General features: G+C 71.6%; 28 protein-coding genes. 12 read left to right on the plus strand and 16 right to left on the minus strand.

Annotated features, from left to right (window positions below; all coding sequences use genetic code 11):
- Positions 1-88 precede the first annotated feature (88 nt).
- Together ACQEVB_RS30410 and ACQEVB_RS30415 are read left to right on the plus strand one after the other, a co-directional pair.
- On the plus strand, positions 89-727 hold the full coding sequence (locus ACQEVB_RS30410; RefSeq protein WP_432978704.1) for a TetR/AcrR family transcriptional regulator: 639 nt from the start codon (positions 89-91) through the stop codon (positions 725-727).
- Between the two features lie 131 nt (positions 728-858).
- Positions 859-1,953, plus strand: a complete 1,095-nt coding sequence (locus ACQEVB_RS30415) for a winged helix DNA-binding domain-containing protein (protein WP_432978707.1) — start codon at positions 859-861, stop codon at positions 1,951-1,953.
- A 17-nt stretch (positions 1,954-1,970) separates the two neighbouring features.
- On the opposite strand, the gene ACQEVB_RS30420 is transcribed toward ACQEVB_RS30415, so the two are convergent.
- The 3 genes from ACQEVB_RS30420 to ACQEVB_RS30430 all read right to left on the minus strand — a co-directional run bounded on the left by ACQEVB_RS30420 (position 1,971) and on the right by ACQEVB_RS30430 (position 4,229).
- Entirely contained in the window at positions 1,971-2,531 is a 561-nt protein-coding gene (locus tag ACQEVB_RS30420; RefSeq protein WP_432978710.1) for a dihydrofolate reductase family protein, read from the minus strand.
- A gap of 255 nt (positions 2,532-2,786) precedes the next feature.
- Entirely contained in the window at positions 2,787-3,932 is a 1,146-nt protein-coding gene (locus ACQEVB_RS30425; protein WP_432978713.1) for an SPFH domain-containing protein, read from the minus strand.
- Positions 3,933-3,974: 42 nt separating this feature from the next.
- A complete protein-coding gene (locus ACQEVB_RS30430) occupies positions 3,975-4,229 on the minus strand; it encodes a hypothetical protein (protein WP_432978716.1) in 255 nt (84 codons plus the stop codon).
- 183 nt (positions 4,230-4,412) lie between these two features.
- Between ACQEVB_RS30430 and ACQEVB_RS30435 the strand changes: the two genes are divergently transcribed.
- Together ACQEVB_RS30435 and ACQEVB_RS30440 are read left to right on the plus strand one after the other, a co-directional pair.
- Positions 4,413-4,769 carry a VOC family protein gene (locus ACQEVB_RS30435; protein WP_432978718.1) on the plus strand — a complete coding sequence of 119 codons (357 nt, stop codon included), beginning with the start codon at positions 4,413-4,415 and terminating at the stop codon, positions 4,767-4,769.
- A gap of 9 nt (positions 4,770-4,778) precedes the next feature.
- Complete coding sequence (locus ACQEVB_RS30440) at positions 4,779-5,141, plus strand: ArsR/SmtB family transcription factor (protein WP_432978721.1); 363 nt, start codon at positions 4,779-4,781, stop codon at positions 5,139-5,141.
- Between the two features lie 221 nt (positions 5,142-5,362).
- Here the strand turns inward: ACQEVB_RS30440 and ACQEVB_RS30445 are convergent, their stop codons facing one another.
- From ACQEVB_RS30445 to ACQEVB_RS30470, 6 genes are all read right to left on the minus strand, one after another.
- Entirely contained in the window at positions 5,363-6,718 is a 1,356-nt protein-coding gene (locus tag ACQEVB_RS30445) for an LLM class flavin-dependent oxidoreductase (protein WP_432978724.1), read from the minus strand.
- The gene (locus ACQEVB_RS30450) at positions 6,715-7,563 is read right to left on the minus strand and encodes an ABC transporter permease (RefSeq protein WP_432978727.1); all 849 of its coding nucleotides are present in this window, start codon (positions 7,561-7,563) and stop codon (positions 6,715-6,717) included. The genes ACQEVB_RS30445 and ACQEVB_RS30450 overlap by 4 nt, the downstream gene beginning before the upstream one ends.
- Entirely contained in the window at positions 7,560-8,369 is an 810-nt protein-coding gene (locus ACQEVB_RS30455; protein ID WP_432978730.1) for an ABC transporter ATP-binding protein, read from the minus strand. The genes ACQEVB_RS30450 and ACQEVB_RS30455 overlap by 4 nt, the downstream gene beginning before the upstream one ends.
- Entirely contained in the window at positions 8,366-9,373 is a 1,008-nt protein-coding gene (locus ACQEVB_RS30460; RefSeq protein ID WP_432980662.1) for an ABC transporter substrate-binding protein, read from the minus strand. The genes ACQEVB_RS30455 and ACQEVB_RS30460 overlap by 4 nt, the downstream gene beginning before the upstream one ends.
- A gap of 126 nt (positions 9,374-9,499) precedes the next feature.
- A complete protein-coding gene (locus ACQEVB_RS30465) occupies positions 9,500-10,468 on the minus strand; it encodes a TauD/TfdA dioxygenase family protein (RefSeq protein WP_432978733.1) in 969 nt (322 codons plus the stop codon).
- 241 nt (positions 10,469-10,709) lie between these two features.
- On the minus strand, positions 10,710-11,936 hold the full coding sequence (locus tag ACQEVB_RS30470) for an ROK family protein (protein WP_432978736.1): 1,227 nt from the start codon (positions 11,934-11,936) through the stop codon (positions 10,710-10,712).
- 331 nt (positions 11,937-12,267) lie between these two features.
- Here ACQEVB_RS30470 and ACQEVB_RS30475 point away from each other — a divergent pair, with 331 nt between their 5' ends.
- Positions 12,268-13,581, plus strand: coding sequence for a replication-associated recombination protein A (locus ACQEVB_RS30475; RefSeq protein ID WP_432978739.1), 1,314 nt, complete (start codon positions 12,268-12,270; stop codon positions 13,579-13,581).
- On the opposite strand, the gene ACQEVB_RS30480 is transcribed toward ACQEVB_RS30475, so the two are convergent.
- Positions 13,526-14,734 carry an FAD-dependent oxidoreductase gene (locus ACQEVB_RS30480; protein WP_432978742.1) on the minus strand — a complete coding sequence of 403 codons (1,209 nt, stop codon included), beginning with the start codon at positions 14,732-14,734 and terminating at the stop codon, positions 13,526-13,528. The genes ACQEVB_RS30475 and ACQEVB_RS30480 overlap by 56 nt on opposite strands.
- Before the next feature lie 86 nt (positions 14,735-14,820).
- Here ACQEVB_RS30480 and ACQEVB_RS30485 point away from each other — a divergent pair, with 86 nt between their 5' ends.
- Complete coding sequence (locus tag ACQEVB_RS30485; RefSeq protein ID WP_432980665.1) at positions 14,821-15,447, plus strand: TetR/AcrR family transcriptional regulator; 627 nt, start codon at positions 14,821-14,823, stop codon at positions 15,445-15,447.
- A 10-nt stretch (positions 15,448-15,457) separates the two neighbouring features.
- On the opposite strand, the gene ACQEVB_RS30490 is transcribed toward ACQEVB_RS30485, so the two are convergent.
- On the minus strand, positions 15,458-16,534 hold the full coding sequence (locus tag ACQEVB_RS30490) for an epoxide hydrolase family protein (RefSeq protein ID WP_432978744.1): 1,077 nt from the start codon (positions 16,532-16,534) through the stop codon (positions 15,458-15,460).
- Positions 16,535-16,589: 55 nt separating this feature from the next.
- Here ACQEVB_RS30490 and ACQEVB_RS30495 point away from each other — a divergent pair, with 55 nt between their 5' ends.
- Positions 16,590-17,165: a TetR family transcriptional regulator gene (locus ACQEVB_RS30495; RefSeq protein ID WP_432978747.1), complete on the plus strand. Its 576-nt coding sequence runs from the start codon at positions 16,590-16,592 to the stop codon at positions 17,163-17,165.
- 6 nt (positions 17,166-17,171) lie between these two features.
- Here the strand turns inward: ACQEVB_RS30495 and ACQEVB_RS30500 are convergent, their stop codons facing one another.
- The gene (locus ACQEVB_RS30500) at positions 17,172-17,537 is read right to left on the minus strand and encodes a winged helix-turn-helix transcriptional regulator (RefSeq protein WP_432978750.1); all 366 of its coding nucleotides are present in this window, start codon (positions 17,535-17,537) and stop codon (positions 17,172-17,174) included.
- Positions 17,538-17,622: 85 nt separating this feature from the next.
- Between ACQEVB_RS30500 and ACQEVB_RS30505 the strand changes: the two genes are divergently transcribed.
- Positions 17,623-18,597, plus strand: a complete 975-nt coding sequence (locus ACQEVB_RS30505) for a zinc-dependent alcohol dehydrogenase family protein (RefSeq protein WP_432978753.1) — start codon at positions 17,623-17,625, stop codon at positions 18,595-18,597.
- Here ACQEVB_RS30505 and ACQEVB_RS30510 read toward each other — a convergent pair.
- Positions 18,587-19,255 carry an NAD-dependent epimerase/dehydratase family protein gene (locus ACQEVB_RS30510; protein WP_432978756.1) on the minus strand — a complete coding sequence of 223 codons (669 nt, stop codon included), beginning with the start codon at positions 19,253-19,255 and terminating at the stop codon, positions 18,587-18,589. The two genes, ACQEVB_RS30505 and ACQEVB_RS30510, sit on opposite strands and share 11 nt — an antisense overlap.
- A gap of 189 nt (positions 19,256-19,444) precedes the next feature.
- Between ACQEVB_RS30510 and ACQEVB_RS30515 the strand changes: the two genes are divergently transcribed.
- Complete coding sequence (locus tag ACQEVB_RS30515; RefSeq protein ID WP_432978759.1) at positions 19,445-20,044, plus strand: TetR family transcriptional regulator; 600 nt, start codon at positions 19,445-19,447, stop codon at positions 20,042-20,044.
- On the opposite strand, the gene ACQEVB_RS30520 is transcribed toward ACQEVB_RS30515, so the two are convergent.
- Positions 20,036-20,815, minus strand: a complete 780-nt coding sequence (locus ACQEVB_RS30520; protein WP_432978762.1) for a DnaJ C-terminal domain-containing protein — start codon at positions 20,813-20,815, stop codon at positions 20,036-20,038. The two genes, ACQEVB_RS30515 and ACQEVB_RS30520, sit on opposite strands and share 9 nt — an antisense overlap.
- Before the next feature lie 59 nt (positions 20,816-20,874).
- A complete protein-coding gene (locus ACQEVB_RS30525) occupies positions 20,875-21,924 on the minus strand; it encodes a sigma-70 family RNA polymerase sigma factor (protein WP_432978765.1) in 1,050 nt (349 codons plus the stop codon).
- 17 nt (positions 21,925-21,941) lie between these two features.
- Between ACQEVB_RS30525 and ACQEVB_RS30530 the strand changes: the two genes are divergently transcribed.
- The 3 genes from ACQEVB_RS30530 to ACQEVB_RS30540 all read left to right on the plus strand — a co-directional run bounded on the left by ACQEVB_RS30530 (position 21,942) and on the right by ACQEVB_RS30540 (position 24,859).
- Positions 21,942-22,547, plus strand: coding sequence for a dihydrofolate reductase family protein (locus ACQEVB_RS30530; protein ID WP_432978768.1), 606 nt, complete (start codon positions 21,942-21,944; stop codon positions 22,545-22,547).
- Positions 22,548-22,663: 116 nt separating this feature from the next.
- A complete protein-coding gene (locus tag ACQEVB_RS30535; RefSeq protein WP_432978771.1) occupies positions 22,664-23,380 on the plus strand; it encodes a DUF5134 domain-containing protein in 717 nt (238 codons plus the stop codon).
- Between the two features lie 72 nt (positions 23,381-23,452).
- Positions 23,453-24,859, plus strand: coding sequence for a PepSY-associated TM helix domain-containing protein (locus ACQEVB_RS30540; RefSeq protein WP_432978774.1), 1,407 nt, complete (start codon positions 23,453-23,455; stop codon positions 24,857-24,859).
- An 11-nt stretch (positions 24,860-24,870) separates the two neighbouring features.
- Here the strand turns inward: ACQEVB_RS30540 and ACQEVB_RS30545 are convergent, their stop codons facing one another.
- Positions 24,871-25,377 (minus strand): sigma-70 family RNA polymerase sigma factor, encoded by a 507-nt coding sequence (locus ACQEVB_RS30545; RefSeq protein WP_432980668.1) that lies wholly within the window; start codon positions 25,375-25,377, stop codon positions 24,871-24,873.
- Between the last annotated feature and the right edge of the window lie 155 nt (positions 25,378-25,532).

A 25,532-nucleotide genomic window follows, 5' to 3' on the forward strand; every position in this document is an offset into this window, starting at 1 on the left:
CCACCTGCTAGCGTCAAACACGAGTCGACTCTCGTGTTCGCGGTCAGAATACGAGTACTCGCTCGTATTGTCGAACGAGGGGCGGACCATGACGAACGTCGCGGACACACCGGCCGCTCGACCGCGACGGCAGGCTCGCGGCGAGCGCCGCATCGGCCAGATCCTCGAAGCAGCCGCCGAGGTCTTCGCCGAGCGCGGCTACGAGGCGGCGACGACGAACGCCATCGCGGCCACAGCCGGGATCTCCCCCGGCTCGCTCTACCAGTTCTTCGACAACAAGGACGCCATCGCCCGCGCACTCGCCGAGCGCTACGCGGACGAGCTGGCAGCCGCCCATGACGACGCCTTTCGGGGGAAGCCGGCCGATCTCTCGACCGCAGGCCTCGTCGAGCGCGTGCTCACCCCGCTCGTCCAGTTCAACCGTCGGCATCGCGCGTTCAAGACGCTCTTCGCCCGAACCGACATGCCGCCCACCCTCACCGAGGCGACCGCACCGCTGCAGGCCGCCCTGTCCGACCGGGTCGTGGCCGAACTGGCGCGGCGCACCCCCGGCGCGACGCCCCACCAGTTGCGTCGCGCCGCCACCGTCGCGATCCAGGTGACCAAGGCACTCATGCCGCTCATCGCCTCGGCGGAGCCCGACGAGAGCGCCTGGTACCTGAGCCACCTGCAGAGGCTGCTCGTGGCGCACCTCGACCTCGCCCTGCCGCGCGAGCGCGGTCGATGACCGGAGTTCGTCCCCGAGGGGCCGGGCTGACGGAACAGCCGTCCTCGTCGACGACATGCGCCCGGCCCGCGCTCGACCACCCCTGCAAGGTCATGCGCCAACGCGGCGGCGCCGTCGGCCAGACTGGCGCGATGGACATCGCGGCGCTTCGCCTCGGCAACCAGCGAGTGGGGCGCTTCGACTCGGTCGAGGACGTCGTCCGCGCGCTGGGTGCAGTGCAGGCACAGGACTACGGGCAGTCGCTGTGGGCGTTGGGCCTGCGTACGGCGACCGGCCGGGTCACCGAGGTCGAGGACGCGCTGCGGTCGGGCCGGCTGGTCCGCACCTGGCTGATGCGGGGCACGATCCACTACGTCCTGGCCGAGGACGTCGGGTGGATGCTGAGCCTGTTCGGCAAGCGGTTCCTGGCCAAGCTCACGCCCAAGGCCTGGCAGTACCACAACATGACGCCCGAGCTGATGTCGTTGGCGCGCACGACGTTCGTGGACGCGCTGAGCGGCGGCGGGTGCCTCACCCGGCGCGAGATGATCGACCTGATGGCCGGCGTCGGCATCCCCGACGACCGGCAGCAGAGCTACTTCACGCTGAATCACCTCGCCCAGGAAGGCCTGGTCGTACCGGGCCCGCCGCGGGGCAAGGACCAGACGTTCGTGCTGCTGGAGGAGTGGGCGCCGAACCAGCGGTCGCTCTCGGGCGAAGAGGCGCTCGCCGTGCTGGCGGAGCGGTTCTTCACCAGCCACGGGCCGGCGACCCTGGCGGACTTCGCGAACTGGTGCGGCATCGGGGTGCGCGAGGCGGGCCTCGGGCTGGAGCCGATCAAGGACCAGCTGGTGCGCGAGACGTTCGACGGCAAGGAGTACTGGCTGCCCCCGAGCCTCGAACCGGCTTCGGGGGCGTTGCTCCTGCCTGCCTACGACGAGCTGGTGATCGGCTTCAAGGATCGCGGCGCGTACTTCGGGCGGTACGACGAGATCCCGATCTCCACGTACAACGGCATGTTCTACGCGACGATCGTCGAGGACGGACAGATCGCCGGGCTGTGGCGGCGGTCCATCAAGAGGACCTCCGTGGAGGTGGAGCTGCGGCCCCTACCGGGCTTCGACGTCGACGAGCTCGCCGAGCACACCGCACGGTTCAGCGACTTCATGGGACTGCCGGTGCGGACCGTCGTCAAGGACGCGCCGGAACGGGGTACGTCGAAGGTCAGTTGGCGCTCGCGCCGATGAGTGGCGTGACCGCGGGGTCACCGGATCTCCCCGCGCATGGTGTCGGCCGAGCTGTAGCTCAGCGCCACGATTCCGCTGTCGAACCTGCGGACGTCGCGAAGGGTGAGCCCGACCCGGTCGGGCGCGTCGTCGAACAGGCGGCTGCCGGACCCGACCAGCAGTGGATGCACGTAGAGCTGGAGCACGTCGACGAGCTCGGCGCGCAGCAACGTGCGGAGCAGGCCGGCGCTGCCGTTGACGGTGATGTCCTTACCGTCCTCCCGCTTGAGCCCCGCGACGGCCTGCACGACGTCGCCCTGCAGCACCGTGGTGTTCCGCCAGCTCGGTGCCGCCAGGGTGGTAGAGGCGAGGTACTTGCGGGTGGTGTTCATCCAATCCGCGTTCTGCACATCGCTGCCGCGCTGGGGCCAGGAGGCGGCGAAGACCTCGTAGGTGCGGCGCCCGAGCAGGAGGGCATCGGAGGTCCCGTAGCCGGCGGTCTGGGCGGCGAACATCTCCGCGTCGGGGATCACCCAAGTCTCGGGCGCCTCGACGACCCCGTCGAGGGTCATGTAGATCCAGGCCTTGAGCGTGCGCATGCCAGTTCTCCTGTTCGGTGATCCGCTGGTGGAAGCCGGTCCGAGCCCGCGAAGACACCGCCTGCGCCGGGGTGACGGCAGGCGGTGCGGCAGCGCGACGCGGACGACGGCGCCGAGGACCCGGATCCATGCCGACCATCGTCACGGCCGATACCGCCGCGATCATCCGCCGTCTGTCGGGCGTCAAGGAGCTACCACGCACCGATCGGCGCGTGCCGCGTCGACCGACTCGGGTAGCGGTAGGAGCTACCGCCCTCAGGTGTGAGGCGTCGGGAGCGGGCGGGCGTTCAACGCCAGCGGCGGTTGGGGCTCGTCCGGTGCCGGAGGGCGGGCGTCGGACGCGTCGGCGGACTCCGCCGTTCCGGCGAGGCCATTGCGCACCGCGTCGAGGAGCGCCATGCCCTGACCCGCGAGGGAGGCGACGACGCCCGAGAGGCCGTCGGCGCCGTCGAGCACGGTGAGGTTGGCACCCCGCAGACCCTCCGCCGCAGCGCGGAGCATCTCGGGCAGCTGCTTGATCACCATCTGGTCGAGTGCGATCCGGTCCTGAGCCGCGGCAGCCTCTGCGGAGAGCTTGGTCGCGTCGGCCTGAGCGCGAGCGATCGTCCGCATCGCCTCGGCCTCGGCCTCGGCCGGCTTGACGACCTCGGCGATCAGCTGCGCCTCGCGCAGCGCGGCGTTGCGCTGGGCCACCAGGGCCTGCTCGGCGAGGACGGCCTGCTGGGCCTGGGCAGCGGCGAGCGGGCCTGCCTGGGCGGCCCGCTGCTCGGCCTGGTCGATCTCGGCCTGGTACTGCGCCTTCGCGATCGCGGTCTGCCGCATGTACTCGGCCTGGTTGCGCGCGCTCTCCTGCTGGGCCATGGCGCTGGCCTGGTCCGCAGCGGCCTGCGCGATCTTCGCGGCCTGGTTGACGGCGGCCTGGTGCGGTGCCGCGAGCGCTGCGATGTAGCCGACGCCCTTGTCATCGATGCTGCTGATCTGCAACGAGTCGACGGCCAGGCCGATCTTGCCCATCTCGCCCTTGCTGGCATCGACGATGGCGTCCGCGAGCGTCTGCTGCTCGCGGATGATCGCCTCCACCGTCATGCTCCCGATGATGCTGCGCAGGTGGCCGCTGAAGATCCGGCCCACCAGCGTCGGCATCTGGGACTGGTCGCCCTGGAACCGGCGCGCGGCGGCGGCGATCGACTCGTGGTCGTCGCCGACCTTGAAGGCGATCACCGCCTCCACGCCGAGGGTGAGTCCCTGCTGCGTGAAGCAGTCCTCGACGACCTCGGCCTCCTGCATCGCGAGCGTCAGGCGCGAGCACCGCGACACGATCGGCATCACGAACACGCCGTGCCCCGTCACGATCTTGAACTGGAGCGCGTCCTCGCCGCGCTGCTTGCGACCACTGATCAACAGGGCCTCGTTGGGCGCTGGAACCTTGTATCCGAACACCGCTTACATCGCCTCCGTCGGGCTTGCCACACGTTCGGCGTCCGCGCCTGGTTCCCCCCAGGGTTCGACGTCGATCTGACGAGCACCGCGGGCGTTGACGACGATGACGGGCGTGCCGGTCGGTACCGGGCGGTTGCAGTAGGCGATGTAGTAGTGCGGGATGCCCGCGACGACCACCCGGACCTCGCCCGGCAGCTCGCCCCCTCGCACCCGCATCGTCACCGACCCGGTCTTCCCGACCAGTTCCTGACGCGTCACCACGCTCCCCGTTCGGTGCTGCGCGACCTCGGTCTCGGGAGAGCCGGAGTCTGCGTCGAGCATGGCACTGGCGGGCCGGCGTCGCTACGGGCGTCCTCGTCCCCCTGGTTGCCAACCGGGCGCTCCGTCCTCCATAGTTAGCAACATTGCTAAACGTTGTTCGCATCGGACGGGAAACAGCCCATGATCACTGGCACGCACGCCATCATCTACAACAAGGACGCACAGGCCCTGCGCAGCTTCTTCCGGGACGTGCTGGAGTTCGACTCGGTCGACAGCGGCGACGGATGGCTGATCTTCGCGCTGCCGCCGGCCGAGCTCGGGATCCACCCGACGGAGACGACGGGCATGCACGAGCTGTACCTCCAGTGCGACGACATCGACGCGACCGTCAAGGAACTGGAAGCCAAGGGCGTCGAATTCGTGCGCCCGATCGAGGACGCCGGGTGGGGGCTCCTCACGGCGATGCGGACACCCGGCGGGGGCGAGCTCGGCCTCTACGAACCCCGGCACCCCTCCCCGAACCCGGCGAGGGCCTGACAGTTGTAGATGGCTCGCAGTCGGATCGTCCGGAACCTGAGCGAGCTCGACGTCGTGTTCGAAGCCCTCGCCCACCCGGCTCGCAGGGACATCGTCGTGGTGCTGCACAAGCGCGGAGAGCTCACCGCAGGCGATCTCGCCGCCCGGTTCGAACAGAGCTGGCCCACCACGACCCGCCACCTCGCGATCCTCGTCGAGTCCGGACTGATCACCGTCCGCAGGTCGGGACGCGAGCGCTGGTTCAGCGTGCGCCGTGACCACCTGGTCGGCGGGCTCGGCCTGTGGCTGCACCAGGTGGACATCGGTGTCGTCGACCATCGCCGCCGCCGAAGCACCGAAGATCAGCACGGTCGGGGCGGGGAGGAGCCATGAGCGGCGGCGGGGGTACCAGCTCGTTCCGCTCCGACCGGCGGGTTCCCGCCGTCGCCCGCCGAACCAGCCGGTCGCCGCCACGACCCTCGACTCCGGCGACCCGGTCGGCGTGAAGGCCCACCGGACGGTTCACCGGCGTCCCACCCGGTCCGGTCCGGCCGCCCTGTTCGCCGCCGGTCCGGACTGCTGAGCCGACGCGGATCAGCTCGGCTCGAACAGCCTCACGCGCCGGTCGCCAGCGGCGCCACCCGAACATCGGCGAACCTGCTGCGTGGCACGTCCAGCCCCAGGTGCTCGCGCAGCGTGGTGCCGGTGTACTCCTCGCGGAACAGGCCGCGTTCGCGCAGCAGCGGCACCACGCGGTCGACGAACTGCTCGAGCCCGCCCGGGTAGAACGGCGGCATCACGTTGAACCCGTCGGCCGCGCCGCCGCGGAACCACTCCTCGATGGTGTCGGCCACCTGCTCGGCGGTGCCGGCGAAGACCCGGTGCCCGCGCGCGCCGGCGAGGCGGTGCAGCAGCCGGCGCACGGTCGGCCGCTCCCGCTCGACGATCCCGGCGACGACCTGCAGCCGGCTGCGCCCGTTGTCGGTGACGTCGCCGGCATCGCGGAACAGGTCCGCCGGGACGGGCCCGTCCAGCGCGCTCTCCCCCAGCCGCACGCCGGTGAGCTGCTCGAGCTGGCGCAGCCCGTACTCCGGGATGGTGAGCTCGTTGAACTCCCGCTCCAGTGCGAGTGCTGCCTCCTCGGTGTCGCCGATGAACGGGCTGATGCCGGGCAGGATCACCACGCCGTCCGGGCTGCGGCCGAACCGGACGGCAGCGGCCTTGATGTCGGCGTAGAACGCCTGGGCGTCGGCGAGCCGCTGGTGCGCGGTGAAGATCGCCTCGGCGAACCGCGCGGCGAACGCGCGTCCTTCGTTCGACGCGCCGGCCTGCACCAGCACCGGGCGACCCTGCGGCGAGCGCGGCACGGTCAGCGCGCCGCGCACGCGGAACCGCTGCCCCACGTGCTCGGCCGGGTGGATCCGGTCGGGATCGGCGTAGCGGCCGGCGGCGCGGTCGAGCAGGATCGCGTCGGGCTCCCAGCCGTCCCACAGCTTGGTCACGACGTCCAGGAACTCCGTCGCCCGCCCGTAGCGCTCCACCGGATCCGGGTGCGCGTCCAGCCCGAAGTTGGCGGCGGCGATGTCCGCCGCCGTCGTGACGATGTTCCAGCCCGCCCGGCCCTTGCTCAGCTGGTCGACCGAGGCGAACAGCCGGGCCAGGTTGTACGGCTCGTAGTAGGTGGTCGACGCCGTGGCGATCAGCCCGATGCGGCTCGTCGCCGCCGCGATCGAGGCCAGCAGCGTGATCGGTTCCAGGCCGCCCACGGCGTTGTGCGCCACGGCCGGGCTCAGCGACGGGCTGTCGGCGAAGAACACCGCGTCGAACGCCGCCGCCTCGGCGGTGCGCGCGATCTGGTGGAAGTAGTCGGCGTCGTGGATGCGCTCCGGCTGGGTCGACGGGTGCCGCCAGGCCGCCTCGTGGTGCCCCGCCGGCATGATGAACGCGTTGAGGTGCAGCTGCCTGGTCATCCGTGCCTCCACCGCGAGAGCCGCCGCTCGATCCGCACGAGCCCGTAGTTGAACGCCACCCCGATCGCCGAGACGGTGACGATGCCGGCGTACATCTCGGGGATCTGGAAGTTGAACTGGGTGTTGTTGATCAGGTAGCCGAGGCCCGACTTGGCCCCGACCATGTCGGCGGCGATCAGCATCAGGATCGACACCGCGCCGGCCAGGCGGATGCCGGTGAAGATCGTCGGCAGCGCGGCGGGCAGGATCACCTTCTGGAACAGCCGGACGCTGGGCAGCCCCACCGACCGCGCCGACTTGATCAGCAGCGGGTCCACCCCGCGCACCCCGCTGATCGTGTTGAGCAGGATCGGCCAGAGGCACGCGAACACGATCAACGCGATCTTCGAGGTCTCGCCGATGCCGAGGATCAGGGTGAACACCGGCAGCAGCGCGAGCGCCGCGGTGTTGCGGAACACCTCCAGCAGCGGGTCGAGCACGTCGGCCACCGGCCGGTACCAGGCGATCAGCAGGCCGAGCGGCACCGCCACCGCGATCGCGATGACGAACCCGGCCAGCGAGCGCTGCAGGCTCACCACGATGTGCTCGCCGAGCTGGCCGCTCGCCGCCAGCGCGAACCAGCTGGCCAGCACCCTCGAGAACGGCGGCAGCCACGTCCGGTCGACGATGCCGACCAGCGGCACCACCTCCCACACGGCGAGGAACGCCACGATGGCGATGCTGCGCTGGACCACCGTGCCCAGCAGGGCCGCGGGACGGCGGCCCGGCCTCCGGGCGGGAACGGGCACGGGTGCCGGCCGCGGCTCGGTGCGGGTCACGGTCCGGTCGGTCGCGACGGCCGTCATCGGACGCCCACCTCCTCCAGCTCGCCGGCCCGGCGGACCTCGGTGTGCAGCAGGTCCCAGATCTGCCGGCGGTACCGCGTGAACTCCGGCTCCGAGCGCAGGTCGGAGTCCGGCTCGTCCGGGCGGTCCAGGTCGATGCGGACGACGTCCTTGATCCGGCCCGGCCGCGAGGTCATGACCGCCACGCGCTGGCCCAGGTACACGGCCTCGTCGATGCCGTGGGTGATGAACACGATCGTGGTGCCGGTGCGGCGCCAGATCCGCAGCAGCTCGTCCTGCAGCGACTCGCGCGTCTGCGCGTCCAGGGCGGCGAACGGCTCGTCCATCAGCAGCACCTCGGGCTCGTAGGCGAGGCTGCGGGCGATCGCCACGCGCTGCTTCATCCCGCCGGAGAGCTCGTGCGGGTAGCGGTGCTCGAACCCGGTCAGCCCGACCAGGTCGAGCGCCTCCCGCGCGATGCGGCCCCGCTCCCGGCGGCCCAGGCCCTTGGCCTCCAGCGTGAACTCGACGTTGGCGAGCGCCGTGCGCCACGGGAACAGCGCGTACTGCTGGAAGACCACGCCGCGGTCCAGCCCCGGCCCGGTCACCGGGCGGCCGTCGAGCAGCACCTCGCCCCCGGTCGTGGTGCTGAGCCCGGCGACCAGGTCGAGCAGCGTGGACTTGCCGCATCCGCTCGGGCCGACGATCGCGAGGAACTCGCCCCGCGCCACGTCGAGGGTGATCCCGTCCAGCGCGGTGAACGGGGCTTCGCCACCGCGACCCGAAAAGGTCTTGGTCACGTCGCGGAGGCTGATCCTGGCGGTCATCGGGCTGCCACCGCCGCCGGGCCGCCGGGCCGGTACGGGTTGTACTGGTTGGTGTAGAGCTTCGGGACGTCGACGTTCGTGACGCCGGTGAAGGCCAGCCAGTCCGACCACCGGGTGAAGTCGGTGTCGGTGATCACGGTCGACGGGATGCCGGTGCTCTTCCAGTACTTGACGTTCTGCGTGCTCTCGTTGCGGCCGCGCTTCTCGATGATCGACGTGAACCGGGCGATCACCTCGTCGCGCGGCGTGGTGCGGGCCCACTCGATCGCCCGGGCGATGCCGCTCACGAGCACCTCGGTGGTGTGCGGGTTCCTCGCGATGAAGTCGTTGCGCAGGACGTACTGCCCGCCGCTGAACTGGCCGAACAGGCCCGAGTCCGTGAACAGCGGCCGCAGCCCGCCCACCTCCTCCGCATGGTCCTTCAGCACGCCGCTCAACGCGCCGACCTCGATCTGACCGCGGCGCAGCGACTCCTCGGTGTTGAGCGGTGGGAGCACGACCAGCTGGACCTGCTTGATCTCGTCGGGGGTCAGCCCGCCGACCTTCAGGTACTGGGTGACCACGGCTTCGGCCTGGCCGCCGAGCGTGTTGACGCCGATCTTCTTCCCGATCAGGTCCCGGGCGGACCGGATCGGGCTGTCGACCGGCACGTAGTAGCCGCCGAAGGTCCTGTCGTCGGAGCCGTAGTAGTTGACCACCGCCGTGACCGGTGCGCCGGACGTGATCAGCTTGGCCACGGCACCGGCGAACGCGCCGCCGATGTCGACCTGACCGGTCGCGGCGGACTGGATGTCCTGCGGGCCGGAGATGGTGTTGCCGACCCAGTTGAGCTTGACCTCGCCCAGGTAACCGAGGTCGGCGGCGAGTTCCGGGAAGGTCACCAAGTTCGCCGAGCCCTGGTAGGCGATCTCGAGCTTCTCCGGGCCCGCGCCTGCCGCACCGCCGCCGGAACCGCAGCCCGCGGCGAGGACGAGCGCGAGCGCGGCCGCGAGCACGCCGAGCAGGCGTGGTCGGGGGCGATATCGGGAGCGTGGCGGGGTGTGGGACACGGGTGGAGCCCTTCTCGGTCGGGTCGGGGTCCCGCGAGCCGCTCGGTGGCGACCGAGCGCGCGGAGGGATGCGGGGGCGCGTCAGTTCGCGGCGACGGCGGGGATGGCGGTGAACGGGCGACCCTCTATCAGCGTCGACTCGCGGCCGTCCGGACCGACCGGGACGTCGCCGACGAGCGTGACGCGGTGCAGGGTCCGCCGGACGTCGAGGTGATCGAGATCGGACGGGGCCAGGTGCGCCGTCGCCCGGTTGTCCCAGAACGCGACGCTGCCGGGCGCCCAGCGGAAGCGGACCGTGTACTCCGGACGCGCCAGCTCGGCGTAGAGGAGGTCGAGCAGCGCCCGGCTCTCCCGCGGGGAGAGGCCAACGACGTGACTGGTGAATCCGGGGTTGACGAACAGCCCGCGCTCGCCGGTGACCGGGTGCACCCGCACCACCGGGTGCTCGGCGACGAGCAGGTTCTGCTCCACGCGCTGCCGGTACCGCTCGTTGCGCAGACCGTCGTCGCCGCCGAACCGGTGCACCGCCCGCAGGGTCGACACGAACTCGCGCAGCGGCTCGGACAGTCCCTCGTAGGCGGCGACGAGGTTGGTCCACTGGGTGTCGCCGCCGAAGTCGGGCACCGTCTCGGCGCGCAGGATCGAGGCGGCCGGCGGGTTGACCGTGGCCGTGACGTCGGTGTGCCAGCCGGCGTAGTAGCTGTAGCGGCGGCGCTGCTCGGCGCGGAAGTCCTCGCCGTAGCGGGCGGCGTACCGGTCGGGGTCGATCGTGAGGATCTCCGGCGCCTCGGACGGCGCCTGGTCCTCGTGCGGGTGGGCGTGGGTGAGCTCGCCGAACTGCCGGGCGAAGGCGACCTGCGCGGCGTGGTCGAGCTGCTGGTCGCGGAAGAACAGCACCTTGTGGCGGTGCAGCGCGTCGGTCAGGGTCTGCACCGCCGCCTCGCCGAGCGGGCGGGCGAGGTCGATCTCGGTGACGTCGGCGCCGATGTGGCCCGCGACCCTCCGGACAGCGAGCTCGGTGCCGGTGACGGGCGTGTCGAGAACGGACATGAATACTCCTCGGAGACGGGGGTCGGGCATGAGGAAATACCCGGGAATCAAGCACGGCGCAGCGTGGAAGAACCCGGGGTGAAGAGCGGAAGAAATGACCGGCCGCGTCGACGCAGGCCGTCAGGGAGCTAGCGGCAACAGCAGCGACAGCAGCCCGTGAGGGCGCTGTTCCGGCCGGCGATGCTCATGAATTCCATACTGGTTCGCGTTTCGCGGGGTGTCAACTTTGCGATTTCTGTAATTAAGTCGCGCGCAGCTCGAGGGGACGGGAATAGATCTCGTCGAGCACGACGGTGCCGGCGGCGACGCCCAGGAGATCCGGCCCGAACGCGCTCGCCCGGACGACCGCTGCGGGGTCGGCGCAGACGTGCGAGCGCGCGGCCACCTCGGCGTGCAGCTCGGCGAGCAGCATCGACGCGATCTCGGGCACGAGGATCAGCCCGCCCTCGACCACGACGAGGACGTCGGGGTTGACGAGGTCGAGCAGGAGGGCGGCCGCGCGGCCCACCGTCCGTGCGCGGCGCCGGAAGAGGTCGGCAGCACGCGGGTCACCCGCGCGGGCGGCGGCCACGAGCCCGTCGAAGGACGGCGCGGCGAGCACGCCTTCCGCCGCCGCCCGCTCCCCCATGGCCCGGTCGGACACCGAGGCCTGCAGGCAGCCGGTGCGCCCGCACGGGCACTGCACCGCGCTGTCGCCCAGCGGCAGGTGCGCGATCTCGCCGGCCGCCGATCCGGGTCCGTGATGGACGGTGCCCGCGGTCGACAGCGCCGCGTCGACCATGTTGCCGACGAACAGGTGCACCAGGCTGCGCCGGGCGCGGTGGCGCAGCGGGCCGAACAGCAGCTCGGCTCTGGCCAGCGCGCGGGAGTGGTTCTCCACGCGGACCGGCCGGCCGAGCCGGTCGCCCAGCAGCCGCCCGGCCGGGACGTCGCGCCAGCCGAGCAGGTTGTGCCACACGATGTCGCCGGTGGCGGTGTCGACGCGTCCGCCGGTGGCCAGGCCGATGCCGAGGAGCTCCCGACCTTCCGCGGACTCCCGCAGCAGCCGCTCGACCGTCCCCGCGGCTCGGTGCAGGATCTCCTCCGGGCCGGCGCCGCCGTGCGGCAGGACCTCCTGCTCCAGGACCCGCCCGCGCAGGTCGGACAGCGCGACGGTCGTGTGCGGGACGGCGATGTGCACGCCGGCGGCGACGTGCCGGCGGTCGTCGAGGTCGACCGGGACGTGCGGTCGGCCCAGGCTGGCGCGCGGTGCGCGGGTGGGGAGCTCGCGGATCAGGCCGCGCGCGGCCAGGTCCTGGCACAGCCGGGTCACCGCGGCGGCGCTCAGCCCGGTGCGGCGGGCGATCGTGCTCCTTGCCACGGGTCCTGCGTCCAGGATCGTCCGCAGGATGGTGGCCGCGTTGGAGCCGCGGCGGTCGGGGCTCGCGGCCGTGTCGAGCGGCGGTGCGGCGGGGAGGAGGGTCGGCATCGTCGGGCTCCCGGGCGGTGGTGGGCGGGCACGGCGCAGACGGCACTGCGGACGGCCGGGCCCCACGTCACCTCGACGGGAGGAGCAGTCCCCGGCCGCGCGCCGCACAGATCGCGCTCGCCTGCCGACAGAAGTCGACGTGGCGACGCTGGCGGAACGTCGTGGCCTGGGACATCGCGAGCATCGTCGCAAACCGAGTGGGCCTCTGCCTGTTACCGCAGTCACATCCAGGCATGATCGTCTCGGGTACTCGGCGGATGGGCCGTGCTCGTCGGTGTCTCGTGCGACGCTCGCCACGTCGCGCACGTCCCGCCACCGAGCCGAGAGTCCGATGGAACCGACCGAACCGCCCCTGCCGCTCTTCGACGAGGAACCCGCCCGACCGCTCGCCGACGGCCTGCGACCCACGTCGTTGGACGACGTCGTCGGGCAGGACCACCTCGTGGCCGCGGACGCCCCGCTGGGCCGCATGGTCGCCCAGCAGCGCCTGAGCTCCGCCATCCTGTGGGGGCCGCCCGGCGTGGGCAAGACGACCATCGCCCGGCTCCTCGCCGCCGGCAGCAACCTCGTCTTCGAATCGGTGTCGGCCACCTTCTCCGGCGTGGCCGATCTGCGGAAGGTCTTCGCCGCCGCACGGAAGCGGCGGGACGTCGGGCAGGGCACCCTGCTGTTCGTCGACGAGATCCACCGCTTCAACCGTGCCCAGCAGGACAGCTTCCTCCCCTACGTCGAGGACGGCACGATCGTCCTGATCGGCGCCACCACGGAGAACCCGAGCTTCGAGCTCAACGGCGCCCTCCTCTCCCGCACCCAGGTCCTCGTGCTCAAACGGCTCGACGAAGCCGCGCTGTCCACGCTGCTCGACCGCGCCGAGCAGCTCACCGGCCACCCGCTGCCCCTCGACGAGGACGCCCGCCGCGCCCTGATCGCCATGGCCGACGGCGACGGCCGCTACATCCTGAACATGGCCGAACAGCTCCAGGCCCTCCCGGACACCGCGACACCCCTGGACACGGTCGCGCTTGCCCACCACGTCCAGCAGCGCGCCCCGCTCTACGACAAGACGCAGGAGAGCCACTACAACCTGATCTCCGCGCTGCACAAGTCGTTGCGCGGCTCCGACCCCGACGCGGCCCTGTACTGGCTCGCCCGCATGCTCGACGGTGGCGAGGACCCCTTGTACGTGGCCCGCCGGCTGGTTCGCTTCGCAGGCGAGGACATCGGCATGGCCGACCCGCACGCGGTTCAACAGGCGCTCGCTGCCTGGGACGTCTACGAGCGACTCGGCTCCCCGGAGGGCGAGCTGGCGATCGCGCAGGCCGTCGTGTACCTCGCCACCGCCCCGAAGTCCGTCGCCGTCTACCGCGGGTTGACCGCGGCACAGCGCGCAGCCCGCCGCACCGGCTCGCTCATGCCGCCGGCCCACATCCTCAATGCCCCGACCCGGCTGATGAAGGACCTCGGCTACGGCAAGGGCTACCAGTACGACCCCGACACCCCCGACGGGTTCTCCGGTGCCGACTACTTCCCCGACGGCATGGACCGCGAGGCGTACTACGAACCCACCCGGAACGGCTACGAGGCCCAGATCACCGAGCAGCTGCGCCTCTGGGCAGCTGCTCGCGCTCGCCGGCAAGAGGGGTGACAGGGCCGATGCGGGGCACGCCGTCACCGCCGTCGCGGTCGGGCACGTCGGCGGACAGGAGATCGTCGGCGCGGTTCTCGAGGATGGTGGCCGTCTCGATGGAGCGGGGCAGCATGGTCTTCTCGTAGGCGCGGATCGCATCGTCGACGGTGGCGGCGTTCACGAGGGCGATGGCGAGCTCGGCGGCGTCGAGCATGGCCAGGTTGACGCCGACCCCGAGCGGGGGCATGAGGTGGGCGGCGTCGCCGAGCAGGGTCACCGTCGGGTCGTGCGCCCAGGAGTGCGGAACGGGGAGCGCCAGGATCGGGCGGTCGATGTAGGGACCGTCGTTCTCGGCGATCATCCGGCGCATGCGCGGCGACCAGTGGGCGTACTCGCCGAGCAGCAGGCCGCGGATGCCCTCGGTGTCGTCGATGGTGAGTCCGCTCGCGCTGATCCAGTCCTGCGGGACCTTCCGCAGGATGTAGACGCGGATGTGGTTCCCGCTGTTGCGTTGGGCGAAGAGACCGCGCTCGCCGTCGGCGGCGGCGGCGCTGCCCGGGCCGACCAGTTCGGCGATGGCGGGGTGCCGGCGCTCGACATCGGAGAACCAGGCCTCCAGGAAGCTCACCCCCGTGTACTGCGGGACCGCGGGCGACACGGCCGGGCGCACCCGTGAGAACGCGCCGTCGGCACCGATCACCAGGTCGGTCTCGACGGTCGTGCCGTCGGTGAAGTGCAGCTGCCGTGGCCCCTCGGACGGCCCGGTGACCCGGTCGAGTGCGCGGCCCCACTGGACGGTTCCCGGTCGCAGGGAGTCGAGCAGCAGCGTGCGCAGCTGGCCCCGGTCGATCTCCGGCTTGAACATCTCGTCGGCCTGCGGGACCAGGTGGGCGGTGATCGTGCCGGCCGGGTCCAGCTGGCGCATCTCCTGCCCTTCGGGGCGGGCCAGCCGGAAGAACTCGTCGAGCAGGCCTGCTTCACGCAGGGCGATCTGGCCGTCGTCGGCGTGCAGGTCGAGGCTGCCGCCCTGGTCACGCGCTTCGGGGCCGGGGTCGCGGTCGTAGACCGTGGCCGTGATGCCGTGCTGCTGCAGGATGCGGGCGCAGGTCAGCCCGCCGGGGCCGGCACCGATGACGCTGATCCTGGCGCGGGTGGGGTCCGGGGATGTCATGACCGCAGGAAAGCAGACTGACTCTAAAAGTGCAACGAGTTCACTTTGCGATCGGATGAACCATCGGATAGGTTTCACCCATGACCGTGTCCCCTGTCGGACGCCGCGAGCGCAAGAAGGCGGCCACCCGGCAAGCGATCGCCGACGCCGCGCTCCAGCTCTTCCTGGAGCGCGGCTACGACCAGGTCAGCATCCGCGACATCGCCGACGCGGCCGACGTGTCGACCACGACGGTGTTCAAGCACTTCAGCGGCAAGGAAGCGCTGGTGTTCGACCAGGAGGCGGACCGCGAGTCGGCACTGATCGCCGCAGTGCGGCAGCGAGCCGACGGGCAGACCATCCCCGACGCTCTCCGCGAGCACATCCTGCGCAGCTGGCTGCCGATCGCGGCGCACCCGCAGGCGGCCGCGTTCACCGACCTCGTGGACTCCACGCCGGCGCTGCGCGCCTACGCCGAGCACATGTGGACCCGGCACACCGACAGCCTCGCCGCCGCCATCGCCGACGAGGTCGGCGTCGACCACGACGACCTCACCTGCGCCACCCTCGCCCGGTTCGTGCTCGAGATCCCGGCACTCGCCCGCAACCGACCGGACCGCAGAGCCGCCGTCGAGACGATCTTCGACGTCCTCACCCGCGGCTGGGCCCCACCGCGCGGCAGCGGAGCCGAGGTCCAGGAGCAGAGCCACGACCGGCACGCCGACCCGTCGTAGTCCCCGTCGATCACCACACCATCCCGGTCGCCACCCGCAGGTCGTCGGCGTAGTCCCGAGGCCTCTCCCAGGCCGCGAAGTGCCCGCCTGCAGCGTGCTCCCGCACGTCGACGACCGGCAGCACACGCTCGGCGAACGTCCTCGGCGCAGCGGGCATGTCGCGCGGGAAGACGCTCATCACCACCGGTGCCGTCACGGGGCCCGGCCGTGCCGCTCGTTCGATGTACGGGCCGAAGGAGGTACCGATGGATCCGGTCAGCCAGTAGGCCGAGACCCAGGTGAGCAGGTCGTCCCGGGGGAACACGGACTCGACGTGGCCGTCGTTGTCGCTCCAGCCGTGCAGCTTCTCGACGATCCACGCGGCCAGCCCGGCGGGAGAGTCGTTCAGTCCCGCCGCGAGCGTGTGCGGCTTGGTCGTCTGCTCCGCCAGGTAGCCGCCCTCGGCGGCTCGCCACCTCGCCAGCTCGGCGAGGTGGTCGCGCTCCGGCCGAGTGAGCTCCGCCGGGTTCGCCGTCGCCGCGTGCCATGGCGCGAGGTTCGTGAGGTGGAGGGCCTGCACGCGGTCCGGTTCGTTCGCGGCGAGGTGTTCGGCGACGTGTGCGCCGAAGTCGCCGGCCGACACGACGTACCGGTCGTATCCGAGTTCCGACATCGCGTCAGCCACCAGCACCGCCATGTCCGCGCTCGACGTGCTGGCGGTGCTCTCAGGATGGGCAAACGGGAACCCCGGCAAGGCCGGCACGACGACGTCGTGATCGTCCAGCAGGGGCAGCAACCGCTCGAAGCGCAGCACCGAGTCGGGCCAGCCGTGCAGCAGGACCACGACCGGACGGGCTGCGTCGCCCGCCGCCCGCCGGTGCACTGCCCGCAGCCGGCCGGCTCGGACCCAGGGCAGCGCGCGGATACGGGTCTCGTGCTCGCGCCAGTCGTAGGACGTCGCCCAGTGGTCCATGAGCTCGCGCAGGTACTCGAGGTCGATGCCACGACTCCAGCCCACATCGGACGACAGGTGCACCGGACGAGTGGTGGCGACGCGATGCCGCAGATCGGCGAGTTCGCCGTCCGGGACGGGCGGTGGAGCACTCATGTGTACGACCATACACATCATGTGCTTTGCCGTACACATACGCTACGGTCCCGAGGTGACGAACGACGACCGTCGTGTTCGCGACGCCGCGCGCACCCGATCCGTGATCCTCGCCGAGGCACGGCGCCAGTTCGCGACCGCCGGATACAGCGCCACGGTCCGCGGGATCGCGACGGCGGCCGGGGTGTCCCCGAACCTGATCACCCGCTACTTCGGCGGGAAGGACGGACTGTTCCTGGCCGCGACGCAGACCCGGCTCCGGCTGGAGCAGGTCCTGGCCGGACCGGTCGAGTCGCTCGGCGAACGCCTGGCGGACGGCATCGTGCGGCGCTGGACGGCGGACGTGGGCGACGACCCGCTCCTGGTGCTGCAACGAGCGTCCGGAGAACGACCGGAGGCGGCCCGAGCACTCACGGAGTTCCTCGACCGGGAGTCGATCCAGCCGCTGACCGAGCAGTTGCGCAGCTACGGCTACTCGCCGACCGAGGCCGCCCGGCGGGCCGCCGCTGTGGACGCCTTCGTCCTCGGCGTGTCGACGCGCCGCCGCGTGCTGACCGACGACATCGGGGACCACACCGAACTGCGCGACTGGCTGGCCGCCGCCATCCAGAGCCTGGTCGAGTCGTCCTGACAGGAGTCAGTCCGCGGCGAGGGCTTCCGCAGCCTCCTGGTAGTCGGCGATGGCCCCGCCATGGTCCCGCGCCCACCTCGTCAGGACCTCGATGGGCTCGACGAGGGTCATGCCGAGGTCGGTGAGGCGGTACTCGACCCGCCGCGGCGCTTCGGCACGGCGTTCGACCAGGCCGTACTGCTGGAGCCGGCGCAGCGTCTGGGTGAGGACCTTGCGGGAGATGCCGCCGATGAGGTCGACGAGCTCGCCGTGCCTGCGCGGCTGCTGGCTGAGCCCGAAGAGCACCAGCACGGCCCACTTGTCCGAGATGATCTCGACCGCCAGCCGCGTGGGGCAGTCCGCGAGGAAGGCCGGGCCGGCCGCGTTCTGCACGAGGATCGAAGGTACCAGTTGGTAACGCAGGGCTCCGTAGCGTCGTCCGCGATCAACGAACAGCGCTGGATGCGGAGGAGTCACCATGCCACGAGTCGTCGTGTTCGACGAGTTCGGCGGGCCGGAGGTCATGCACGTCGTCGAGGAGCCAGTCGTCGAACCCGCAGCCGGCGAGGTGCGGGTCAGGCTCGAGGCGTTCGCCGTCAACCCGCTGGACCAGATGATGCGGGCCGGCACCATGCCCGCTGCCCTGCCGCACGCTCGCCTCGGCGTCGAAGGGACGGGCGTCGTCGACGCGCTGGGCCCCGAGGTCACCGGGCTGGAGATCGGGGATCCAGTCATCCTCACGGCCGTTCCGGACGCGACCGTCAGGGGCAGCTACGCCGAGTACACCACGGTCCCCGCGAGCCGGCTCGTCGCCCGGCCGACGGCGCTCGGGGTCACGGAGGCGGCGGCGGTCTGGGTCGCGTTCTCCACCGCCTTCGGCGCGCTCGTCGAGAAGGCCCGGATGCGGCCCGGCGACACCGTCCTCGTCACCGCCGCGTCCGGCAGCGTCGGCCGGGCGGCGATGCAGGTCGCCAACCAGCTCGGCGCCGTGCCCATCGCCGTCACCCGAGACGCCGAGAAGAAGGACGACCTGCTCGCCGCCGGCGCCGCCGCTGTCGTCGCCACCGACCGCGACGACGTCGTCGACGCCGTTCGCCACCACACCGCCGGAGTCGGTGTCGACATCGTGCTCGACCTCGTCATGGGCCCCGGTCAGCAGGATCTCGTGAAGGCAGCCCGACCCGGCGGAACGCTGGTCGCGGCGGGCTTCCTGGACCCGCGGCCCACACCGTTCCCGATGGGCACGCCCCTCACGATCTTCGGCTACCGCAGCTTCGAGCACACCCTCGACGCCGAGGTGGTGCGACGCATGGCGGCCTTCCTGAACGCCGGCGTTCGCCTCGGCGCGGTGCGGCCCGCCGTCGACCAGGTGTTCACCCTCGACGAGGTCGTCGAGGCCCACCGTCACCTCGAGAAAGGGGTCCACGCCGGGAAGATCGTCGTCACGGTCTAGGGGACCAGATCGCCTCGGCGCGCCGGCTGGCCTCCGGAGTGAAGTAGTCGCCGGTCGCGAGGTCGTCGAGCAGGGTCGCGTGCTTCGGCGCCCAACCCAGGAGCGCCTGGGTGTGCTCGCTGGAGACGGGCACGTCGAGGGAGAAGAACCTGGCGAGGAACGGGTTCCCGAGGTGCTCGACGGCCTGGTCGAGGGTCAGCGAGGCGGTGGGGACGGCGAGGATCTCCGCGATCTGCTCGGCGATGCTCCTGATGGTGACGGCGCTCTCGCCGACACCGTGCAGGACGCTGCCGGCGGGAGCGTCCTCCAGGGCCAGCCGGAAGAGGCGGGCGGCGTCGGAGCGGTGGATCGCCGGCCAGCGATTCGCACCGTCGCCGATGTGCGCCGAGACGCCCGCTCTGCGCGCAGCCGCGACGAGGGCCGGGATGAACCCGTGGTCGGCCGGTCCGTGCACGGTCGGTGCGAGTCGCACGACGGCGGCCCGGACGCCCCGATCGGCGAAGCGCAGGCAGGCCTGCTCCCCCGCGATGCGGAACGCGGCGACCGACCCGGGATCCGGCGCGTCCAGCTCGGTGCTGAGCCGGCCGGCCCGCATCACCAACGTGCCGGACGTGCTGACGAACGGCCTGCCGGACCCGGCCAGCGCCTGCCCGAGCACCTCGATCGCGGCGCAGTCGCGGCATCGACGAGCTCGGCGACGACGGCGGGGCCGGTCTGACCGGTTCCGCCGGTGACGAAGACGTGCATGGAACATTCCCCACTTTAGTGCCAGTGACTGGCACTACGAGCGCCGTCGGCGACTCTACGCTTAGCGCCAGTCACTGGCACATCACGGTAGCCTCGGCCCGTGCCACGGAGCGGAGAAGAAGCGCGTCGTCGCCTCAAGCAGGCGGCCTTGGAGCTGTACCAGGAACGCGGGTTCGACGAGACCACGGCGGCCGAGATCGCCGCGCGGGCCGGGGTCAACGAGCGCACCTTCTTCCGGCACTTCCCGGACAAGCGCGAGGTCCTCTTCGACGGCGAAGCCGACCTCCGCGCCGCGCTGACGCGGACCGTGGTCGAAGCGCCCGAGGAGCTGGAACCGTTCGAGGTCCTGCTGCGCGCCTTCGGTGAGGCCGCGCAGAAGCTGCAGGACAACCGCCCGTTCGCCGAACCGCGGTGGAAGGTCATCGCGGCGACGCCGGCGCTGCGCGAACGGGAGCTGGCCAAGCACAAGTGGCTCATCGACGCCGTGGCAGAGGCGCTGCGACAGCGCGGTGTCGGTCACGGGTTGGCCGACCTGGCGGCCCGGACCGGCTGGGCCGCCTACCAGCACGCGGTCCAGGCCTGGATCGACGACCCCGCACGAAGCCTGGAGGCGCACCTGCAGCGAGCGTTCGACGATCTGCGCGCCCTCTCCGCGGCCGTCCGCCCGGGACCGTCGAACGCCGCGAGCGGATCAGGGTGAGCGGGGGTCGAACCGCGACGTCGCGGCGAGCTGCTCGTACAGCTGCCGCTCCGCAGGTGTGGGCGACGGCGGCACGGCGATCGCCACCTCGACGTAGAGGTCACCGGGTTGCCCGCCCGGGTTCGGCACGCCCCGCCCGCGCAGCCGGACCAGACGTCCGCTCGACGATCCGGGAGGCAACTCCACCGCGATGGGACCGCTCGGTGTCGGGACGGTGAGCTCCGCCCCGAGCGCCGCCTCCCAGGGCGCCACCGGCAGCCGCAGCGTGACGTCCCGGCCCGCGACCCGATAGCGCGGGTGCGGGGCAACCCGGACGATCAGGTACAGGTTCTCTCCCGGCACCCGGACGCGGTCGCCGTCGGTGACGCCGGCCGGGATCGCCACCTCGTGCACGCGCGACGCGGTCGTCGTGCTGAGGGTGACCCGCCGCCGCGCGCCCGTGTAGAGCTCCTCCACCTGGAGCTCCACCTCCACCTCGGTGTCAGCCCTGGCGCTGTCGACACCGGCGCTGCGCCGCGGGCGACGGATGTTGACGTGCACGCGGCGGGCCCCGGTGCTCGGTGTGTCGTCGCGGTCGTAGCGAGCTCGCCGCGCCGCGTCCGACAGCACCGCGTAGGCCTCACGGACCCGGTGGAACTGCTCCTCGCTGCCGGGCTCCGCGTTGACGTCGGGGTGGAACCGGCGGACCAGCGCACGGTAGGCGCGCTGGATCTCCTCCCCGGTCGCGGCGCGCGCCACTCCGAGCACCGCGTAGTGGTCCCGCGCCGCCATCGTCTCCCCACCTACCCGGACGTCAGCTGCCGATGGGGTCAGTACTTGCAACGGTCAGTTTAGATTTGCTGGCTCTGCGCCTTCAACACATCGAGCTGATCGGGCCCCTCAGGCAGGGTTGCGGGGAAGCCGAACGCGGTGACGAGACCGGGCTCGCCGAACGCGGTGATGGCCGAGATGCCGTCCGTACCTGCGGTGAGCACGACGATCCCGTACGGCACGTACCGGCCGTCGAGGGATCGGGTGTAGGCGGCGACGGCGGGTTGCCCGTTCGCCTGGGTCGGGAACATCCGCCAATGGCGGGGTGAGCCCATGACGTGGGTTGCCATGTAGGGCAGGCAGGTGCGGATGCCGGCGTACCAGGTACGCAGCGGCGGTGCCTCGAGCGTCGCGTCGTGGCGCAGCAGCCGTTCCAGGGCTGCCGGGTCCGCGGCTTCGAACGCGGCGATGTAGTTCTCCAGCAACGCGCGCTGCTCCGGTTCGGTCAGCTGCGCGGGGTGGTCGGCGGACGGCATGACCTGGTCCAGCCGGGCGCGGGCGCGCTGGAGCGCACTCTTCACCGCGGCGACGGACATGTCGAGCAGTGCGGCGACCTCGGCGGCGGACCAGGCCAGCACCTCGCGCAGGATCAGCACGGCGCGCTGACGCGGCGGCAGGTACTGCAGGCTCGCGATCAACGCCAGTCGCACGCTGTCACGCCCGGAGACGATCGACGCCGGGTCGTTGTCCTCCACGTCCAGCCGTGCGTCCGGGAGAGGCTGCAGCCAGCGGACCGTCGCGTCGGCCGAGTTCGGCGGCTGGGACGGGTCGTCGGACGGGCCGTCCAGCCCGGAGGGCAGGACCCGCCGGCTGTGGTGGGCCAGCGCGGTCAGGCAGGTGTTGGTGGCGATGCGGTAGAGCCACGTCCGTTCCGAGGCGCGCGCTTCGAACGCGCCGTAGGACCGCCATGCGCGCAGGTAGATCTCCTGGACCGCGTCCTCGGCGTCGACCAGCGAGCCCAGCATCCGGTAGCAGTAGGCCAGCAGCTCGGGCCGGTAGCGCTGCGCACGGGCGATGAACTCCTCGCTCGCCGGATCCGTTTCGAGGGAGGACCGATTCCTCTGCGGCACGCGCTCAGTCTGCCTTGATGACGGTGCCGAGCGGCACCGCGACACCCAACGAGGAGGACGTCATGCGCAAGCTGAGTGTCTCGACACTGGTCTCGCTGGACGGCGTGATCCAGGACCCGGGCGGGTTCGGCGAGCAGGAGTACGGCGGCTGGGCCAACCCGTACTTCAACGACGACATGCAGGCCCGGTCGCTGCAGCACCTCCAGGCCAGCGACTACTTCCTGATCGGCCGGCGCACCTATGAGCTGCTGGTCAAAGCGTGGGGCAACAGCAACCAAGGCGCGTACATGCAGCGGATGTACGAGATCCCCAAGCTCGTCGCCTCCACGACCCTGACCGGCCCGCTCGAGTGGAACGCGACGGCGATCGACGGCGACGTCGCGGAGGCCGTTGCCCAGCTCCGGCAGCAGTCAGGGGGCGACATCGAGGTCTACGGCAGTGCCACCCTCGTCCAGACGCTCATGGAGCACGACCTGATCGACGAGTACCGCATCGCGGTCCACCCCGTCGTCCTCGGCCACGGCACCACGCTGTTCCCCCAGAACGGCGTCGGCGCAACCCTGCGCCTCGCCGGCGTCGCCACCCTCGACACCGGCGTCGTCAACCTCACCTACGTGCGCTGAGATCGGGGCAGGTTCACCGTCAGGACTCCGGAACGTAACAGGACTTAGCCCGATCGCGGGAACCTCCGCGCGGTTGCGCACGACCCTTCGTAGCAACCGCAGCAGGAGGAGACGTGTTGACATCGATTGCCGTGACCGTGCCGTTCACCGTCGTGTTCCTGGTGGTCGGCGGCTATGCCCTCGTTCGCCTCTCGCTGCTGGTCGGCGAGGTCGGACCCGGTGGTGACCGGCTCGCCGAGCTGTCACACCTGCTCATGAGCATCGCGATGATCGCGATGGCGCTCGGCTGGACGGGAGGGCCGAGCAGCGGCAGCGGGATCGTCCAGCTCCTGCTGTTCGGTGTGCTCACCCTCTGGTTCCTCGGCCGGGCGGTCGCCCGTTCCGCAGGTCATGGCCTGCCCTCGAGCCTCTACCACATGGTGGTGTGCGCCTCGATGGTGTGGATGGTGGCGGCCATGCCCCAGTTGATGGGCATGCCCGAGATGGGCTCCATGGCCGGCGGGCACGCCGGGCACGATGCGCACGTACCTGCCGCCGCGTTGGAGTCGTCGGCCGCGATGGGCTCCCCCGCGCCGGTCTGGACGGTCGTGACGAGCTGGGTCTTCATCGTCCTGCTCGCTGCGGCGGGACTGTCGTGGGCCCGCCGGGCCGTTCGCGCGGTGCCGAGCGAGCCCGAGTCGTCCGGTCCGGTCGGCACGGCGGACGGGGCTGTGGCCCTTGCTGTCCGGCCCGGTTCCACCCGGCTCGTGCACCTCGTCGGACCGCGCACCGACGCGTGGTGTCACGTCCTGATGAGCATCGGGATGGCCGCATCGCTCGTCGCCATGCTCTGAGTCCGGCCGCCCGTCATCACGTCCTTCTCCGCCCGCCCATCCGGTGGGTCGACCATCGCCGACGGAGGTCCTGTGTCCGAAACCCTCGACGCCGATCCGCCCGTGTCCGCTGCACCCGCGGTCGTGGCCGACCCCGGCCGGCGCACCCGCAACTGGTGGTGGCGGGGGCTGCGCCCGCTCGTGCTGCGCCTGCACTTCTACGTGGGGATCTTCGTCGGACCGTTCCTGCTGGTCGCGGCCATCACCGGGTTGCTGTACACGCTCACCCCGCAGCTCGAGCAGCTCGTGCACCGCGACGCGCTGACCGTCCCGACGGTGGGCACCGCCGCGGTGCCCCTGCGCGACCAGATCACGGCGGCCGTCGGGGCGGTGCCCGACGCCACGATCACCGAGATCCGCCCACCCAGCACCGCGGACGGCACGACCCGCGTCAGTTTCGACGCCGCCGGCGTCGCGGACGGCAACAGGCGGACCGCGTTCGTCGATCCCTACACCGGCCAGGTCACCGCGGTCCTGGACACGTCCGGGGAGTGGCTGCCCGTGCGGGCCTGGCTCGACGAGCTGCACCGCAACCTGCTGCTCGGCACGGTCGGTGAGGTGTACAGCGAGGTCGCGGCCAGCTGGCTGGGTGTGCTGGCCCTCTCCGGGCTCGCCCTGTGGGTCGTGCAGCGGCGGCGGCGCAGCCGGATCAGGCGCACCCTGCTCCCCCAGGGTTCGGCATCGGGCCGGACCCGCCTGCGGTCGTGGCACGGCTCGGTCGGTCTCTGGGCCGCGATCGGCATGCTGTTCCTGTCCGCGACCGGCCTGACCTGGTCGCAGTTCGCCGGCGCCAACGTCAGCGCGCTGCGTGCCGCCCTCGACTGGTCGACGCCCTCCGTCAGCAAGGCACTCCCCGCGTCCGCGCTGCCGGCTTCCACCGATCCGGCGGTTCAAGGGTCGACGGCGGATCGCGTCCTCGCGGCGGCGCGCACGAGCGGACTGTCCGATCCCGTCGCCATCACGCCCGGCGCCGACGGCAAGGCCTGGGTCGTCAAGCAGGTCCAGCGCAGCTGGCCGGAGAAGCAGGACGCCGTCGCCGTCGACCCCGGCACGGCGACCGTGACCGACACCCTGTCCTTCGACGAGTGGCCGCTCGCGGCGAAGCTCACCCGCTGGGGCATCGATGCGCACATGGGCCTGCTGTTCGGGCTCGCGAACCAGGTCATCCTGGCCGTGCTGGCCCTCGGCATCATCTGCCTGGTCATCTGGGGCTATCGCATGTGGTGGTTGCGGCGTCCGACCGGGGGCGGGGTCGCCGGATCGCCCGGCGGCAACCAGCGACCCGGCCCCGGCGCCGTGCTCACCGTCGGCCTGGTCGCCGTCGCGGCGGGGATGTTCCTGCCCGTGCTCGGTGTGACGCTGGTGTTGTTCCTGCTCTCCGACCTCGGCCTGCAGGAGCTGCGCAAGCGACGGACCGCCGACGAGCCACTGGGCGGCTGAGCAGGCCGGCTTCAGCTGGCCGACTCGCCGGCGCGCTGGTCATCGCGCTCGTGGAGGGCGGTGATCAGCGCTTCGCGCGCTCTGGCGACCCGGGAGCGGACGGTGCCGATCGGGCACCTGCAGATCACGGCGACGTCGGCGTAGGAGAGCCCGATGGCCTGGGTCAGGACGAACGCCTCCCGCTGGTCGCGGTGCAGCGATCTGACCAGGTCGGCGAGCGCGATCGCATCGTCGAGCCCCGGGCCGGCGGTCGACCCGGCACGTTCCGACACGGACTCCCACTCGGGGAGATCGACGCTGCGCGGCCTGATCCGCACGGCGCGGATGTGGTCCGCGACGGTCCGGCGCGCGATGGACAACAGCCACACCAGCGCCGGGGACCGGCCCTCGAACCGGTGCAGGCTGCCCAGGGCGCGCAGGTAGGTCTCCTGGGCGAGGTCCTCGGCCGATGCGCGGTCGTAGAGGTGGGCCACGAAGCGCAGCACGTCGTGCTGGGTTGCCCGGATGAACCGCTCCATCGCGGCCCGGTCGCCCTGCCCGGCGGCGAGTGCCCAGGCGGTGATGTCGGGGTCGCTCGTCCGCGGCGGGTTCACAGTCAGCAGAAGCTAGGGCGACGGTGGGACGAATCGGAGAATCCCGCGTTACCAGCGGTGTCCAAGACGCTCTCAACCGC

Source organism: Pseudonocardia sp. CA-107938, from assembly GCF_050936315.1.
Lineage (GTDB): Bacteria > Actinomycetota > Actinomycetes > Mycobacteriales > Pseudonocardiaceae > Pseudonocardia.

Excerpts from the sequence above, each read along its gene's own strand:
- ACQEVB_RS30490 (WP_432978744.1), bottom strand. The coding sequence starts at position 16,534 with ATGAGTGCTCCACCGCCCGTCCCGGACGGCGAACTCGCCGATCTGCGG.
- ACQEVB_RS30505 (WP_432978753.1), top strand. The coding sequence starts at position 17,623 with ATGCCACGAGTCGTCGTGTTCGACGAGTTCGGCGGGCCGGAGGTCATG.
- ACQEVB_RS30445 (WP_432978724.1), bottom strand. The coding sequence starts at position 6,718 with ATGACCAGGCAGCTGCACCTCAACGCGTTCATCATGCCGGCGGGGCAC.
- ACQEVB_RS30465 (WP_432978733.1), bottom strand. The coding sequence starts at position 10,468 with ATGTCCGTTCTCGACACGCCCGTCACCGGCACCGAGCTCGCTGTCCGG.
- ACQEVB_RS30475 (WP_432978739.1), top strand. The coding sequence starts at position 12,268 with ATGGAACCGACCGAACCGCCCCTGCCGCTCTTCGACGAGGAACCCGCC.
- ACQEVB_RS30545 (WP_432980668.1), bottom strand. The coding sequence starts at position 25,377 with ATGGAGCGGTTCATCCGGGCAACCCAGCACGACGTGCTGCGCTTCGTG.
- ACQEVB_RS30480 (WP_432978742.1), bottom strand. The coding sequence starts at position 14,734 with ATGACATCCCCGGACCCCACCCGCGCCAGGATCAGCGTCATCGGTGCC.
- ACQEVB_RS30415 (WP_432978707.1), top strand. The coding sequence starts at position 859 with ATGGACATCGCGGCGCTTCGCCTCGGCAACCAGCGAGTGGGGCGCTTC.
- ACQEVB_RS30520 (WP_432978762.1), bottom strand. The coding sequence starts at position 20,815 with ATGGCGGCGCGGGACCACTACGCGGTGCTCGGAGTGGCGCGCGCCGCG.
- ACQEVB_RS30470 (WP_432978736.1), bottom strand. The coding sequence starts at position 11,936 with ATGCCGACCCTCCTCCCCGCCGCACCGCCGCTCGACACGGCCGCGAGC.
- ACQEVB_RS30410 (WP_432978704.1), top strand. The coding sequence starts at position 89 with ATGACGAACGTCGCGGACACACCGGCCGCTCGACCGCGACGGCAGGCT.
- ACQEVB_RS30530 (WP_432978768.1), top strand. The coding sequence starts at position 21,942 with ATGACGGTGCCGAGCGGCACCGCGACACCCAACGAGGAGGACGTCATG.
- ACQEVB_RS30440 (WP_432978721.1), top strand. The coding sequence starts at position 4,779 with ATGGCTCGCAGTCGGATCGTCCGGAACCTGAGCGAGCTCGACGTCGTG.
- ACQEVB_RS30450 (WP_432978727.1), bottom strand. The coding sequence starts at position 7,563 with ATGACGGCCGTCGCGACCGACCGGACCGTGACCCGCACCGAGCCGCGG.
- ACQEVB_RS30420 (WP_432978710.1), bottom strand. The coding sequence starts at position 2,531 with ATGCGCACGCTCAAGGCCTGGATCTACATGACCCTCGACGGGGTCGTC.
- ACQEVB_RS30435 (WP_432978718.1), top strand. The coding sequence starts at position 4,413 with ATGATCACTGGCACGCACGCCATCATCTACAACAAGGACGCACAGGCC.
- ACQEVB_RS30455 (WP_432978730.1), bottom strand. The coding sequence starts at position 8,369 with ATGACCGCCAGGATCAGCCTCCGCGACGTGACCAAGACCTTTTCGGGT.